This window comes from Butyrivibrio sp. AD3002, assembly GCF_000420905.1.
GTDB lineage: Bacteria > Bacillota > Clostridia > Lachnospirales > Lachnospiraceae > Butyrivibrio.
Map to the genome: position 1 here is coordinate 39318 of NZ_ATVV01000024.1, position 15108 is coordinate 54425.

Sequence of the window (15108 nt, forward strand, 5' to 3'; positions counted from 1 at the left end):
TTCAAAACTACGCGTTGCATTGTATCATAGATTTTGTTACAAAGTGTGTAATATTTGTGAAAAAAAATCTGTGATCTTCTCTGTTTCAATATTTTTTGTACGTTCTGCAACATTTCCCAAAGCCCAACTGTATTATAGATAGACCGGGGCAAAGACAGCTGTCCCGTCGAAAAACAATCGGTTATAAAGGAGATACATCATGATTGACAAACCTACAGATTATATTTTCTTAGCTATACTTGGATTTTTCTTAGTTAGACTCATATGGATGCTGGTATCGGATTTTATCGGCATGTTTAACTATTTCCGCGCATCCGTTTATAGCGGACATATAGTAAAGAGCCTCGGTACTGTGAAGGAAAAGGCTTATATTAGCGGTCACTCCAGCTATTATCATACCTTTGAAAAGTATTGTGTTGAATATAATCTCGACGGTCACTGGCAGCAAAGCGATGTCCTTACAGCAAAAAGGAACCTCCACGCAGGAGATTCCCTTAATGTACATGTTCTGACAAATAATGGAATTCCGGAAATCCAGACAGACACCTGCGGTGCAAAAATAAGATTTATAACACTAATCTTTCTTTTCAGTGTTGCCGCAACCGCTGCGCTTGTTTTCTTCTTCGGCTAAACTCCCCGATGAGCGCGATAAATCATTTCCCTCACCACGCTACAAACATTCCCGGATCTTTTGGGAGTTTCAAAACACCGTCCGCCATATTGGACAGTAGTTTTTCTCTCACCTCTTCTCGTGAGAGAGTACAGGATTTTTCAAAGGTGATGCCTGAATAGATGTAGTCCATGAGATCATCGATATTTGTTATCTCAAGGGAATCCTTGTAACGCTCTATCCGGACATTAGTGAAAAACGGCTCCAGTTTCTCTCCTCCATTTTCCAGAGAGAAATTATTCTCATAGGAAATATCCTGCTCAAGAATGTCGGCAATGGTCTCGAGCACGCCGTTTTGTCCGGATGTTCCGGCGTAGAAACATCCGTCGCTTTTAAGCACTCTTCGAACCTCAGATACCGCCTTGTTTATATCCGGCACATGATAGAGCATGCAGTTGGCAATTACCGCATCAAAAGTATTATCCTCAAATGGAATGTCCTGAATATCAATGACTTCATATTCAATATTGGGAATCTCGCCGAGGTTCTTCTTCGCTTCAGCGAGCATACCTTCACTCATGTCGGATAAAACCAGCTGCGACAGCTTTCCTATAACATCTCTGTTTTTTACCCACATAACTGCGCTTCCGGTGCCGAGCTCCAGAACTCTCATACCCTCTTCCAGCTTCATGACTGTAAAATACCAGTTGTGCAGTCCCATCTTATTGGTGGAATACTTGTCGTGAATTGAGATTCTGGTGCTTAGTCCGTTTGAATTCTTGTACTGATCTTTAACGAATTTCGTATCATCAATGAAAATGTTCCCCATATAGCTCCTCCAACTTTTTTCACTTTTTATAGCAATGCCAGAACTGGCTTCCGGTTTCAAGTGCAAACTCACCGTCCTTTTCAATCTTGTCCTTGAAGTACGAAAGCAGCTTGTCCTCGTAACGAACGATGGCTTTCTCCTGATCCTTGTAGTAGTCCTTCATTTTCTCTACAATTTCTCCGGCCTCGGTATAATGCCAAACGTTTGGCAAAATAACCGACTCAACCCTTGCAAAGTATTTCTCCATCATTGCTATATATTGATTTCTTTTCTCAGTCTGCTTAGCTATCTTTTCATCTATGAAAGATGCATCTACCCCAACAGCTTCTATAGCTTCTTTGAAATATTTATTCCACTTTGCCACGTTGGCACCGTTTAATGAAAAATATCCATCTTCGGAAACCACGCTGCTTGCATGCGCTACAATAGCTTCGATATCTTTTATCTCGGAGTCAAGGTAGTGAGCAACAACAACGTCATACTCTCCGGTAGCATCTATTTTCTGCCAGGTCTTCTCATCCTCAAGATCCTCAAATTCAAGCTCAATACTTACGTCTTCGGGAAGTGTTTCCTTGTTTTCCGGAATGAACTTTGCAAAATCATCAGCCCAGCTTCCGTGAATATCGTATCCCGTAATCTTTGTGCCCTTTGGAATCTCGGTCCAGTTGTTTCTCCAAAGCTTCGCATATCCGCATCCAAGGTCGAGAACCCTGCTGCCCTCTTTTATCTCAAGCGATCTGAAAATCCTTACATACCAGTCGAGCTCTCCGCTTGTGTGCTTAAGTGCATCCCAGTGGCGCTCGTCGGCTGTCTGATCGGCATTCACATACTGTACAATTCCTGCAACATCGTCCCAGTCCAGGTTCTCCTTGCGGGCCAAAGTCCTCTTTATCGCATCAGTGATTTTATCAAGCTGATATTTCTTTTCCTCCATCTTACGAAGCTGAATCTCCATCGCCGACTTGATGTCACTTGCCTCACCGCTCTTTAAATTGTCACGAATTTCTTCAAGAGAAAATCCTATCTGCTTAAGGGCAACGATCTTTTCAAGGATCTGCAGCGCAGCAGCATCGTACAGGCGATAATTCCCCTCTGAATACTCAGTCGGCTTAAGAAGCCCCTTTTCATCGTAAAGACGTATTGCCTTCTGCGATACTCCCGCCTTCTTTGCCATTTCTCCAGATGTCATTTTCTTTTTCATTTTCGAAACCTCCTTCTTGTTGATAAATCAACCTTAAGGGGTTCCCTAAGGGAAGAGTCAACAGTGTTTTTGATAATTATACCCATGAAAAAGGCAGGACACAATTCAAATGAAAAGTACCCCGCCCTTGTAGTTAAAATATTCTTCAGTTTTTCCTTTTTTTATCACGCCGATTTGAAAACTTCCTCTCCGGAAGCTTTTTCCTTTTTCTTTAACGCAATTGTTTTTTCAAGTATATACTTTGCAGCCTGCTTTACCGGGAAAAGGTAGCCCACTCCTATGAGGAAGATTCCTATGCATTCCCACATCAAAAGTGCATTTCCTTCATCAAGCGCATCTCCAAGTAATAAGATGCCACCTACTATTGCACATGCTGCAAACACATTTCGAAGTGTCTTGTTCATGATTTTCTCCCATTCTCATGACATCGGGAACTTGAAGCCAACGGGTTCATCTGTTTCATAATAGTTATTATTTGCCGAGTAACTGTTTTCTTCTTTATAAGTTGTTTTTTCTGCTGCGCCTTCAGGACATTCGTCCATGATGATCGCTGCTATGATGTACGGAAGGATTCCTACGCCCGTAAACATTACTGCCAGAACAAAAATAAGTCTTACTATTGTAGGATCAACGCCGAAATATTCTGCAATGCCTCCGCATACGCCACAGATCTTTTTATCATTACTTTTGTGTATTCTCTTTTCACTCATAACTAACGCCTCTCTTTCTTCTGAAGCACTCACTTGTTTATATAACGAATATAATCCTCATTTGTCTTCATATAAAATCTATTTACAGCAAAAACACTACCCTTATTTTTCTTTTTCTGTGGCTTTCAGATGCTAGTATAAACGCACAAAAAGAACAGGCCTCATCATACACTGATTTTGGCCTGTTCTGCACTGATTCGTTCAAAAGAATAACCTGGTCAATTCTGCATTGATCAGGTTACTCAGGTCACATATTTATATTAGGAGGAGTTAAAAAATGAAGAAAATCTCTTATTATCGTTTCGTTTTAATACATCCTCTGAAAGCTCGGGCTTTCTCGGGAGGCTCCCATACAGAAACCGGAGGCTTGTCTCGTTCCCTGTATGATTGTCTTTCTGATATATTTATCGGTCCGGATTCTCAGCCTCTTAACCCTTTTGGGAAAAGTATTAAACTTTCATAATTAAGCAAAATAAGTGGATTTTTTCTTCGCTCCTTCTCCTTGGTACATCCTTACATAAAGCTCATCACAATTCTCCTAGCATCTTTTCGGGATCATCAGCCGCTTTTACTTTATCGTTCGCCCTGATGATTATGCCTTCTTCATCTATCAGATATGTTGTCCGCACCACGCCCATGGATACCTTGCCATAGTTTTTCTTCTCTTTCCAGACATCATAGGCCTCAATCACCTTGCGCTCAGGATCTGCCAGCAGTGTGAATGCAAGTCCGTACTTCTCCTCAAACTTCTTATGGGAAGCCACTGTGTCCTTACTCACGCCAAGTACAACCGCTCCTTTTTCTGTAAACTGCGGATATCTCTCTGAAAAGCCGCATGCCTGCTTAGTGCATCCGGAAGTATTATCTTTCGGATAAAAATAGAGGATAACCTTCTTACCTCTGTATTCTTCCAGCGAATGCATTACTCCGTTTTGGTCCGGAAGTTCAAATGATGGTGCCTTTGTTCCTACTTCGAGCATGAATTATTCCTCCTTATCTTTTTTAGAAAGCTCTCACATAGCCAATCTCCGTGTAGACCATTCCGTGCTTTCCGCGTTCTGATTTCATCAATGAGATTCCCTTTACTCTCATCGATTCCTCGGTAGTAATCTCATATTGCCCGGGGAAATCCTTATTTCCGGTCGCCCGTCTGACAAGTGTGATATGAGGGATAAACTTTTTCCTGTCATACTCAATGTCTTCATCAGACAAAGCTTTTCTAAGGCGCTTCACATAATCATGAAGCTCCTGATTTTCCTCAATGTTCGCAAACACCATATCCTTAAAGCGCCTTGTACCTGAGGCCTTTATGCTAAAGGACTTCAAAGGCACATCCCGCATCACCTCGACGACTTTTTCGGGCTCGTCATTTTCTCCGAGAAATGCCAAAGTGATGTGGAGGTTTTCTGGTCTCGTATAACTGCCCCTGATTCCTTCGCGCATCAGATCATCCTGCATCTCTGTCAGGGCATCCGTCATATTTTCATCAAGGACAATTGCTATAAAAAGACGCATATGGATACCTCCTTACTCAAAAACAGAATAATCTCTTTCGAAAAGTACCTCAAGCATCTGCTTTTTCAGCAGTTCTTTATCAACACTCTCCATCAGATATTTCTTGCGGTACATTTTACTCTTATCGGAGTACTTATACAGTCCATTTTCTTCCTGAAGAACAGCAAGCTCGCTCTTCCACAAAAGTCCCATCTGATTGGTCAGTTTTACCTTCGGACTACGAATCGGGGCACGCATCTCGTAGCAATCAAGGCTTCCGGCATCATCTTCAACAGTGATAATTCCCCAGTGATCAGGCACATGCTCTTTTATGTGCCCTGCATGAGTCGTTCCCACAACAACATAGTTGTAGTCAAAAAACCTGTCATAATCCCTGACCTGTCTGGAAAGTCTTTCATAGGTGTCTGCATCACTTTTAATTTCAACACCATAGAGCCCCTCGTCTGTAACCATGACAATATCCGCTCTTGATTTTCCCATTGTCAGTTCTTCAAAGAAACGTATTTTTCCATATTTTGTTTCAAGATAGTCGCAAAGTCCATCCCTGATATCTGCGTCGCGAAGCATAGAGAGGATCCCCTTATCTCTAATAGTTATTGCTCGGTTTCCTGCTCCATTTTTCTTCTATCGAGCATAGCACCGATGGCCATACCTGCAAGCATTCCAAATGATGTTCCGAGGCACATTCCGGTCGAAACTTTCCCGGAAATACAATAATTTGCAATACATCCTGCTATAACTCCAATGCCCATTCCCCAGCACTGTCCAAACAGCATATATCTGTGTTTGGCCCTGTTTTTTTCATACTCTTCCTTGTTCTTTTCAGACATGTCCTTAATATTCTTGGACGTTGCTACACCAAACAAAAGATAAACCGGTGCAAGTACTGCAATTAATACAATAAAAAGTAATACCTTAGGTGTCATAGTTTTTCTCCTCCTTAGTTCCCCATGAAGATTGCTTGTACATAGCGAATCTTCACTTTTATCCTTTTACTATAACAGAAATATTTCCAATTAACAGTGAATTATCAAACTGTTAAATCGTTATTTCTCCCTACACTTAATATTTTAGGGTTTTTTAATAATTCTCTTTAGCTGAATAACGTATCATTAGAGTTAGGAAGGTGGTAGATGACTATGGATTTTGATTTAATTGTCAATAGCATGGGGGCATTTACATGCGTTCTATCAGTGGAGAAGCTCCCGGATGGAAATATCGGCGACATCCGTATTGTAGCAGGCAATAAAGCATATATAGATTCTATTGAGAATCCAATCCAGGAACTCAACATGGAGAATCGCACCTTTATTCCAAACTCTGTATATACGGACTATATTCCTAAGGATCTCAATTTTGAGACTGCTACTATTCAGGCAGCGGTGAATAAAAAAGTGGTTCATACCTATATCAGTCCCGAAAGGTATGGCGCATGGCTTAATATTGTTTTTATGCCGCTTATGACCGATCATGATAATCTGTGCTACTGCACTTATACCATGGAAATAGATCTCTCTCTCAATACAAAAACCATGTCTGACGTATCAGGGGAAATAGCCACAGCAGTTTTAAATAACTGCCTGGTTCTTAGTGAAAACAATGACTTTGAAAAGGCCATGAATGAAGTTGTTAAGTCCATAAGACAAATGTGCTCAGCGGAAATGTGTGTCATTTTGCTTCTTAACAATGAAGAGCAGTCCTGCAGAGTATTAAGTGAGGATCTGGCAGAAGATACAAAGCTTAACCCCTTTGGCTTCCATATTGAAAAGGGATTTTACAAGGTGGTTTCCACTTGGGCGGATACTATCTCAGGAAGCAGCTGTCTGATTCTGAAAGATGAAAATGACATGAACTATTTGAAGAAAAAGAATCGAGCCTGGTACGATTCGCTTAAAAATGAGAAAATATTTTCTCTTGTCCTTTTCCCTATTAAATCAGGTGATGAGATTATCGGGTATATATGGGCTGACAATTTTGACCCTGAAAAATCAGATACAATAAAAGAAACTCTGGAAATAACTACATTTATCTTAAGTTCGGAAATAAGCAATTATCTGTTATTGGACAGATTGGAAACTCTCAGTTCCCGTGATATGCTTACCGGCGTCATGAACCGAAATATAATGAATAATTTTGTCGACAGGTTAGCTCATGCATCAGAGAAAAAGAGTCATTCTCTTGGTGTTATTTTTGCTGACCTGAACGGCCTTAAACGCGTAAACGATACAGAGGGTCATATAGCCGGTGATAGGCTGATAAAAAAGGCTGCCGATATACTTACGGAAGTATTTGATATTGACCAGATCTTCAGGGCAGGTGGCGACGAATTCTCCGTAATACTTCCTTCCACAACTAAAGAGGAAGTGGCGGATAAAATACAAAAAGTCAGAGACCTTTCGGAGAAATCCGGCAACGTAAGCCTCGCCATAGGAAGCTGCGTTGTAAGTGACGCAAAGGATATAAGATTAGCGCTCAGGAAAGCAGACGAGGACATGTACGCCGACAAGAAGCGTTATTATGCTACTCATCCTGAAGCTGAGCGCAGGAAGCGTGATAATTGAATCCCATACCATATCCAGACCGCCATCTTTTCTTACTCCCATGATATCAATTGTATTTGTGTCCATTTCTGTTCTACCTCATAATAATCCCAAATAATCGAAAATTTTTTATTCGCAAAGGAATGTTGCCACCCCGACATCATATGCTTTGACGGTCTGACCAAACATATCCCTCTCTGTCGGAATAAGCTCACCCTTTTCAACCTTTTTTGCACCCTCGATAAGCTTTTCCACTATTGAAAAATCCACCGGCAAAGTTCCATGATTTGCATATATGCCCTTTATCTTACCCTTATATTTTTCAAGTCTTTTTAGACTGTGGATGTAAGCGCTCATATCACGCATGGGTCCAAACATGAATATTCCGCCATCCTGGATCGGGTCACCACTAAAGAGCATTCCGCTGTTTTCATCAAGAAGCGCTGTGCTTCCGGGCGTATGTCCGGGAAGAGCAATTGCCAGAAGTTTTCGTCCTCCTATATCAATAACATCGCCGTCATATATCGGAATTATCTTCTGAGAAGGGTGCGGCTTGCCATAATTAACAAGCTCAGCGGGATTTATCATAACTTCATCGAATTCATCATTACTGCCGATGTGATCCATGTCCGCATGTGTATTAAACAGTCTGACCGGAAGCTCTGTGATCTCTCCCGCAAGTTCTCTGGCGTTATGAACCTCCATACCGCTGTCAATCAGCAGCGCCTGCTCTGTCCCAAGCAATAGGAAAAATCTCACGCCGCCTTCATCATACTGATATGTACTGTCATCTATCTTTTTCCATTCCATGTTGTATCCTCCAATTTTTCATCCTAAGGGATGTATAGTTTCCGCTCTAGATTCAATCAAAACATCCTTGATATGCCAGAGTCAATACTAATAAATCCAAACACTTTCAAAGAAGAGATTTTATGCACGCCTCAACATCTTCCACATCAGCTGTGGGTTCAAAACGTGCAACTACGTTTCCTTCCCTGTCAATTACGAACTTTGTGAAATTCCACTTAATATCAGGCTTCTTGTCCCAATCAGGATCCGCCTCTGCAAACATCTTCTCAAGTAATTCTCTGTACTGATGATCCTGGAAGCCTTCGAATCCCTTCTGAGATTTAAGGTATGTGTAAAGTGGAAGCTCATTCTCACCGTTTACATCAGCTTTTTTCATCTGAGGGAATGTTGTATTGTAGTGAAGTGTGCAGAACTCATGGATTTCCTCATCTGTACCGGGAGCCTGTCCGCCAAACTGGTTGCACGGGATATCCAGCACCTCAAGACCTTTGTCATGATACTTCTCATAAAGCTCCTCTATTGGTTTGTACTGAGGTGTAAAACCACAACCTGTAGCTGTGTTCACAACCAGAATAATCTTCCCTTTGTAATCAGCAAGATTAAGTTCTTCACCTGTTCCTGTAGTTACTTTGTAATCATAGATCATCTTTATGTCCTCCTTGGTCATATTCGTCAAATATATTTTTTTGCAAACTTCACTGCTTCATCCCTGCAGCCGTCTACAGCCTTGCTCTTAAAATACAGGGTATCGCTCTCAACCTTGATCCCCTTATTTGTCAGAGCATCCTTAATAAGGTCCAGTGCGTGCTTTGAAAGCCATGATGTTGAAAAAACCACTGCCTTGCCGACTTTATCACCGGATAATGTCTTCAGGTACTGCTTCAGATTTTCATCAATACCGTAAGCGTAGAGCGCCCCACCAATAAAAAGGACATCTACTTTATCTGAAAGTTCAGCATTGTTTGAATCTACTGAGACAGCATCTACACCTGCTGTTTCTGCAATATACTCTGCAACCTTTTTTGTGTTCCCTGATCTTGAATAATATCTGACTGCTGTGCTCATGGCATCCTCCTTTTCGTTCAATCTGCATATTCCATTTTATTACATTTAATTGTGTGCAATGTTAATTATAATACTATTCCACAAAAAAACAAGCCCCCTAACTTTAAAAAATAAAGTCAGAGGACCAATTTCCGGATTCTTTCATCCATCAGCGGGTATAACCAATCACCAAGTTCACGGAATCCATAACCGGTCGATTCCGCTTTTTCTGTGCTAAAACTACGTGTATTTTCAAGTCCGTTATACGGAGCAGCATCCCCTTGCTCACTGATAACAGCGTTCTTGCCTAGGCCTTTTTCTATATATCTGATAATCTCCGAGATCTTAACCGTTGCTTTCGAGCAGCCATTTACGGGGCCGGCTATAAAATGATCTGCCAGGTATGCCATAAATTCACCTGCATCTTTCTCGTAGATGAACGCCATCTCCTTATCATAATCATCAATGTTCATGGGCTTCTGATCTCTTATGTGCTCAATATAAAAATCCAGTCTGCCGGTGTAATCATTCTCGCCCATAACAATCGGATACCTGACAAAAGAAATGTTCTCAGGATCCATGAACTCAAACACCGCTCTTTCTGCCTGTCTCTTGGTTTCCTGATAATCCTTGATTCGATCTATCCAATGTAGCTCATATTTTTCAGAGGGGAACTCATCCTCCGTGATATCAGGATGATCCTTGGGATAAACAGAGCACGTAGACATCTGAATATATCTGTCACAGGTTACGTTTTCCAAAAGTGCCTTTACATCCTTGGAGCTATAGGCAATCTTGTCGATTATGAGATCAAAATGCCGACCGCCCAGAGCTTCATTAACACTTTGAGAATCCATCCTGTCCATAACAACATAATCCACAGAGTCTTCAAAATCCGGCTTTGAGTTGCCCCTCGTGGCAATCGTAATTTCATGCCCCTTTTGAAGTAAGCTATTAACCATGGGGATTCCAAAATATCTGGTTCCCCCAACAACAAGAATTTTCATACCATTACCCTCTCATTCCCATCACATCAAGCATTCCAAGAAAGAGCAAATATGCTACAAAGCAGACACCTATTGCAAAAGGTATTCCTGTCACAATTCCTGGGATAATGGTCCTGCTATATATTTTTTCATAGTATTCATTCTCCATCATGAACTTAGTCAATAGCCCGTTTTACCTGGTTATAAGCGCTTTCGAAACCTCTGTCACCCCTCTGTGATGCAGTTCTCGCGGTTCAAACCTAATAATATTATATACTATCTGCATCACAATCCCTGCACCAAAAGTACTTAGTATTGTACCTATGCCTACCGGTCCTCCAAGCAGCACTCCTGCCACGAGGACTACTGACCAGAGTATAATCTCGACAATTCCAATCGGGATACGCGGCATCCGCTTCCCCAATCCGACAAGCAGTGCATCCCTCGGTCCGCAGCACTGTTCACTTTTCATATATACAGCCATTCCAAGCGCCATGAAAACAAAACCCATAAGCATAATGACTATTCCACTCCACAGATTACTGTTGAGAGGTAAAGGATTTACGCTGTTGAAGAATTGGACAAAATTCCCGGTCAGAAGTGCATCTATTATTGTTCCATAGCCTATCTTTTCCTTCATGATCAAATCTATTGCAAGAACGGCAATAGCAACAAGTGTCATGGATACTCCATAATTAAGCGGCGTATGATATGATATTCCCATTCCCAGGCAGTCCCATGGTGCAAGTCCTATATTTGCAAATATTGTCAGATGAACGCCAAAGGCAAATACAAACAAGCCTATGACAATTCTAATCCATCCCAGTATGATTTTCTGTCTTTTCATTTTTTGATGTTTCCTTAATTCCATCCTATTCCCTGACTTTCATGATATACCCTTGGAGCTCCAGCTCTTTTCCGGAATCAGTGGTTACCTTCTCAAGTTCTTGCTCAATGATCTCATATTCATCTTCAAACTTACGAAGGAGTTTCATGCTTCCAATATTGCGGATATCCGCCTCATAAAAAAATTCTTTTTTACCATACTTGGTACGAGCAATATCAAGAGCCTTTTTTAATGCAGTATATGCATGTCCTTTATTCCATTCAGACTTTTTAATCCAAACACCGACTTCACAGCAGTCCTCTGAAAGCCCATGCACTTCCGAGCTCCCTATGAACTCACCATTCTCTGACAGCACAGAAAGAAGTATTGTTTCACCGTTCTTCACCCCATCAAGAAATCCTTGTAAAAGCTCCCTGGCATCATCAACACTCTCAAATGGATCCGGCCACTGATACTTTGTTATTTCTTCATGGCAATTTCCTTCGCAGCTTCAGTATTCATCTCATCTTTCAAAAGTAGTAACTTGTCATAAAAATGTCTGTATATTTCATACCTCATTCAGTAATTTCTATCTGATTGCCCTCAATACCAACAATGCAGCTTTCATAATATCCATCGCCTGTAGTCCGGGGTCCGCTTACAACCTCGAAGCCATCATCTTTAAGAAGCTTAGTCAGCTCATCAACCATCTGCCTGCTGCCCACAGAAAAAGCTATGTGAATGTACCCTGTCCTCAACAGATGTTTTTCGGCATCAACAAGTCCGGGCTTTTTCATGAGTTCAAGCCTTGCTCCATCGTCGAATGAGATGAAATATGACCTGAAATCCGTATTCACATTGTGATAACCATCATTGGATTTTCCGCCAAGATATTTCACAAAGAAGTCCCTGGCTGCCTCGAGGTCATTAACATACATTGCAACATGTTCTATCTTCATTTTTAACATCCCCCAATTTATCTTCTGTTTTTACAAAAAGAGAACCATGTTGATTTCATCAATATATGTACCATCCTTAAGCCTGAATGCTCTTAGAGTCTTGCCCATCTCCTGAAATCCCATCTTCTTATAAAGGGCTAATCCTTTGTCATTGTCAGCGTATACGCCAAGTTCAACTTGCCCAAAGCCCAGCTCCCTTGCTTTATCTATAGCCTTTGTCATTAGAATTGTCCCCAGGCCGCATCCGCAAAAATCTTGCTCCAATGCAATCGCTAAATCACATCTGTGCTTGAGCTTAACATGCTTGCTATGAGCTGATATAGAACAATTACCAACTGCCCTGTCTCCATCAAAAACCGAGAAAAATGCAGAGCCCTCAGATTCCAGAATATCATTTAAGAACTTCTTTTCGTGTTCAAGATCAGGATTTATCTCCTCAGGATATCTGCATAGGAAATGCGTTTCTTCAGCTGTCTTGACCATATAATCAATCATTGTCTGCGAATCTTTTTCCTCCGCAGATCTCAGGGTAAGCTTTCTTCCATCTTTTAGTGTGATTATTTCTTCTTCGATTTTCATATATCCTCCTGCATATGCCGCAAGCATCTTATTTACTCTCTCTACCATTATCCTCGGCGCACTGTAACAGAGCTTCCGAAACACTGCTGAAAACAACACCGTACTCTTTCGCCTTGGAACAATCCATCCACAGATTATGCCTTGTAGGAGCATCATTTACCTGAATATCCAGCCCCAGCGCACTTACAAATTCCTTTGTAATATCATACATGGACTTATCTGTCTCGCTTCCAAAGTTATAAGATCCGCCGGGTAATGCTATGACTCTTTCTATATTCTCAGCCACTTCCTTTACATAAGTGATGCCTCTGTACTGCTTTGAGCTGAACGCTACTGATTCCTTGGCATTTATTATGTTCATGTAGTAATTGGGCTTTTTTAGATAATAGTCATACATCCATTCCGCGCGAAGCATAACTGCATCAGGGCAGATATCCAAGATTCTCTGCTCCATTTCAAGTTTGTGTTCTGCATAGATATTTGCAGGTTTTACTATATCCTCTGCATAAGGTCCATCATCCTCAAGACCGCTGTATACCTGATCAGAACTAAAGCATACAAGTTTTCTTCCTTCTGCTGCTTTGGCAATGAAGCATGGTATCTGAACATTTGCTATATAAGACGCCTCCGAATCTGCCTCACAGGCCCCTATATCCGATATGGCTGCCGTATGAACGATGGTATCCACACCACTCTCTTCGATAATCCGCCTGACCCGCTCCTCAGATGCGTTCCTGAGCGATGGCGCTGCAACGACACCATTGCAGATTTCCATTATTTTATTTCCAACAAATCCTGTAGCCCCTGTGACAAGTATCATTTCAATCAAAACTCCTTAATGAAAGTTTTTGCAGGATACCTTTTGCTCCCATCAAGCTTCACTAACTCGCTGTCATGTGAATAATGCATGCCCAAGCTTTTCCATTACCCGCTGACTTTTGTGGTTCTCTGCTGCAAACTGACCTTCAATAGCTCGAATTTTTCTGGTCTTTGAAATATGATCAATTATTCCCTGCATTGCTTCCGGAACATAACCATGTCCCCACTGGTCTTTTCTGATATTGTATCCAACTTCCCAAACATCTCTGTCTGCATGGTATACGAGGCCGCCACTTCCTATGATTTCACCTTAAATTAATTTATATCCTTACCGCGATATCCAAGCCAATATAGAACTTGTCCAGATCATGGTTTGCTGCATTGAGTGCCTCCACTTCATATCCGCTATCTGCCAGTACATCACCGGCTTCCAGAAAATCATACAGTTCAAGTCCGTAAAAATCACACACAGCCTGGACTCCCGCAAGCTCCATCTCTACTGCTATGCAGCCTTCTTCTCTTCTTTTGGCCACAAGTCCCTTTGTCTCTCTGAGCATAGAATCCGTTGTCCAGACACGACCTTTTACATATGGCACCTTGAGTTCTGTGAAAATAGCCTCTAATTTATCACAGCCCTTAATATCAATGTAGTCACTGGCCGGAGCATAGTAAAATGAAGCGCCCTCACCTCTGTAACTCTCTGTCGGGACAATAAACCTTCCGGTGGTCTGTTCCGGATCAAGGCTTCCACAGGAACCGAACATTACAAACTTTGTCGCACCGGTTAACCAGTGTGCTTCATAGCAGGCACTCGATGCAACGGCGGAGCCTATTGATGTCAGGTAAAATACTATCTTTTCACCTTTATATTCAAGACAATAGATAGGTATACTTCCGTTACATGCCCCTAGCGAAGCGATCTCTTCACAATGAAATTTTTCCAGAATATGGTCATGAATTTCTTTTGAAAAAATAATAATGCACTTATCAACCAAGTGCTTTTGTTCCCCATAAAAATGTTCCAATTTTACTATTGGTTCAGTCTCATCATAAAAGTCCTTCAACATCCGTCGCTCCTCCTATTTTTCTAATATATCAAAAAGGGATGACCTTTAACAGCAATTAGCCTATTGTACAGAGCTTTCCAGTAATTTGTAGTCTCTTTCATCAACATAATTATCCATCGGCCACCTCCTAAAAAAATAAGCCCCATCAAACTCTCGCTTGATGAGGCTTTGTATACTATGTAAGTTATAAAGCACTAGCTATGCCCTATAATTATCCTTATCCTCATCATACATATCAAAAACAGACCCCTGAATCATATTCACGGATGTTGTAATGACCACGTCTGTTTTGACGAGAATAAGTCTTTCCATAGCGTCTACCTTTCTGAAAATTATTAGTTGTAAGTATAATTGACTGACAAATCACTGTCAAGAAGTTTTTTGTCAGATTACCCCAAGAAGTGCTTCTACTTCATGTCTCTTCTCATAGAGAACACATCCGCCATCATGATCATCCATGAGTACACCTTCTTTCTGAAGAGCTTTGAATGAACTACCACCACCGACTCTGCGTCGGAAGAGGTTTCTGTTATGCCGCAGAGCGGCATGAACCTTTGGGATGCTTAGTGCATCCCAAAGAACAGGGCATGTCCACTATGCCTCTATCCCATTG

The 15108-nt window shown here is 41.4% G+C and carries 23 protein-coding genes; 2 read left to right on the top strand and 21 right to left on the bottom strand.

Going from position 1 to position 15108, the window contains the following annotated elements:
* The first annotated feature begins 199 nt into the window (after positions 1-199).
* On the top strand, positions 200-631 hold the full coding sequence (locus tag G596_RS0115350) for a hypothetical protein (protein WP_022762710.1): 432 nt from the start codon (positions 200-202) through the stop codon (positions 629-631).
* Positions 632-662: 31 nt separating this feature from the next.
* Here the strand turns inward: G596_RS0115350 and G596_RS0115355 are convergent, their stop codons facing one another.
* The 8 genes from G596_RS0115355 to G596_RS0115395 form a co-directional block, all read right to left on the bottom strand.
* Positions 663-1439: a class I SAM-dependent methyltransferase gene (locus G596_RS0115355; RefSeq protein ID WP_022762711.1), complete on the bottom strand. Its 777-nt coding sequence runs from the start codon at positions 1437-1439 to the stop codon at positions 663-665.
* Between the two features lie 19 nt (positions 1440-1458).
* Positions 1459-2640 carry a MerR family transcriptional regulator gene (locus G596_RS0115360; protein ID WP_022762712.1) on the bottom strand — a complete coding sequence of 394 codons (1182 nt, stop codon included), beginning with the start codon at positions 2638-2640 and terminating at the stop codon, positions 1459-1461.
* A 164-nt stretch (positions 2641-2804) separates the two neighbouring features.
* The gene (locus tag G596_RS0115365; protein WP_022762713.1) at positions 2805-3044 is read right to left on the bottom strand and encodes a hypothetical protein; all 240 of its coding nucleotides are present in this window, start codon (positions 3042-3044) and stop codon (positions 2805-2807) included.
* A gap of 15 nt (positions 3045-3059) precedes the next feature.
* Positions 3060-3350, bottom strand: a complete 291-nt coding sequence (locus tag G596_RS25790) for a PspC domain-containing protein (RefSeq protein WP_022762714.1) — start codon at positions 3348-3350, stop codon at positions 3060-3062.
* 527 nt (positions 3351-3877) lie between these two features.
* Positions 3878-4330 (bottom strand): thioredoxin-dependent thiol peroxidase, encoded by a 453-nt coding sequence (gene bcp / locus G596_RS0115380; protein WP_022762716.1) that lies wholly within the window; start codon positions 4328-4330, stop codon positions 3878-3880.
* Positions 4331-4352: 22 nt separating this feature from the next.
* Positions 4353-4865, bottom strand: a complete 513-nt coding sequence (gene thpR / locus G596_RS0115385) for an RNA 2',3'-cyclic phosphodiesterase (protein ID WP_022762717.1) — start codon at positions 4863-4865, stop codon at positions 4353-4355.
* Between the two features lie 12 nt (positions 4866-4877).
* A complete protein-coding gene (locus tag G596_RS0115390; protein WP_022762718.1) occupies positions 4878-5432 on the bottom strand; it encodes a sce7726 family protein in 555 nt (184 codons plus the stop codon).
* Between the two features lie 26 nt (positions 5433-5458).
* Positions 5459-5791 (bottom strand): hypothetical protein, encoded by a 333-nt coding sequence (locus tag G596_RS0115395; RefSeq protein WP_022762719.1) that lies wholly within the window; start codon positions 5789-5791, stop codon positions 5459-5461.
* A 213-nt stretch (positions 5792-6004) separates the two neighbouring features.
* Between G596_RS0115395 and G596_RS0115400 the strand changes: the two genes are divergently transcribed.
* A complete protein-coding gene (locus G596_RS0115400; RefSeq protein WP_026499041.1) occupies positions 6005-7426 on the top strand; it encodes a sensor domain-containing diguanylate cyclase in 1422 nt (473 codons plus the stop codon).
* Positions 7427-7534: 108 nt separating this feature from the next.
* On the opposite strand, the gene G596_RS22440 is transcribed toward G596_RS0115400, so the two are convergent.
* The 13 genes from G596_RS22440 to G596_RS24990 all read right to left on the bottom strand — a co-directional run bounded on the left by G596_RS22440 (position 7535) and on the right by G596_RS24990 (position 15043).
* Complete coding sequence (locus G596_RS22440; protein ID WP_022762721.1) at positions 7535-8215, bottom strand: MBL fold metallo-hydrolase; 681 nt, start codon at positions 8213-8215, stop codon at positions 7535-7537.
* A 106-nt stretch (positions 8216-8321) separates the two neighbouring features.
* On the bottom strand, positions 8322-8861 hold the full coding sequence (locus tag G596_RS0115410; protein WP_022762722.1) for a glutathione peroxidase: 540 nt from the start codon (positions 8859-8861) through the stop codon (positions 8322-8324).
* 26 nt (positions 8862-8887) lie between these two features.
* On the bottom strand, positions 8888-9280 hold the full coding sequence (locus tag G596_RS0115415) for a flavodoxin family protein (protein ID WP_022762723.1): 393 nt from the start codon (positions 9278-9280) through the stop codon (positions 8888-8890).
* Positions 9281-9396: 116 nt separating this feature from the next.
* Positions 9397-10266 (bottom strand): NAD-dependent epimerase/dehydratase family protein, encoded by an 870-nt coding sequence (locus G596_RS0115420; RefSeq protein WP_022762724.1) that lies wholly within the window; start codon positions 10264-10266, stop codon positions 9397-9399.
* 4 nt (positions 10267-10270) lie between these two features.
* Positions 10271-10417 carry a hypothetical protein gene (locus G596_RS24985; protein ID WP_022762725.1) on the bottom strand — a complete coding sequence of 49 codons (147 nt, stop codon included), beginning with the start codon at positions 10415-10417 and terminating at the stop codon, positions 10271-10273.
* A gap of 21 nt (positions 10418-10438) precedes the next feature.
* Positions 10439-11092 (bottom strand): YczE/YyaS/YitT family protein, encoded by a 654-nt coding sequence (locus G596_RS0115430; RefSeq protein ID WP_022762726.1) that lies wholly within the window; start codon positions 11090-11092, stop codon positions 10439-10441.
* Between the two features lie 25 nt (positions 11093-11117).
* A complete protein-coding gene (locus G596_RS0115435) occupies positions 11118-11555 on the bottom strand; it encodes a GNAT family N-acetyltransferase (RefSeq protein WP_081646768.1) in 438 nt (145 codons plus the stop codon).
* A 91-nt stretch (positions 11556-11646) separates the two neighbouring features.
* Positions 11647-12030, bottom strand: coding sequence for a VOC family protein (locus G596_RS0115445; RefSeq protein ID WP_022762729.1), 384 nt, complete (start codon positions 12028-12030; stop codon positions 11647-11649).
* A gap of 30 nt (positions 12031-12060) precedes the next feature.
* Complete coding sequence (locus G596_RS0115450; protein ID WP_026671377.1) at positions 12061-12609, bottom strand: GNAT family N-acetyltransferase; 549 nt, start codon at positions 12607-12609, stop codon at positions 12061-12063.
* A gap of 28 nt (positions 12610-12637) precedes the next feature.
* The gene (locus tag G596_RS0115455) at positions 12638-13429 is read right to left on the bottom strand and encodes an SDR family oxidoreductase (RefSeq protein WP_022762731.1); all 792 of its coding nucleotides are present in this window, start codon (positions 13427-13429) and stop codon (positions 12638-12640) included.
* A gap of 72 nt (positions 13430-13501) precedes the next feature.
* Entirely contained in the window at positions 13502-13732 is a 231-nt protein-coding gene (locus G596_RS24530; protein ID WP_081646769.1) for a GNAT family N-acetyltransferase, read from the bottom strand.
* Positions 13733-13748: 16 nt separating this feature from the next.
* Positions 13749-14495: a nucleoside phosphorylase gene (locus G596_RS0115465; RefSeq protein ID WP_022762733.1), complete on the bottom strand. Its 747-nt coding sequence runs from the start codon at positions 14493-14495 to the stop codon at positions 13749-13751.
* A gap of 407 nt (positions 14496-14902) precedes the next feature.
* Positions 14903-15043, bottom strand: coding sequence for a hypothetical protein (locus tag G596_RS24990; protein ID WP_022762735.1), 141 nt, complete (start codon positions 15041-15043; stop codon positions 14903-14905).
* Positions 15044-15108: the final 65 nt, after the last annotated feature.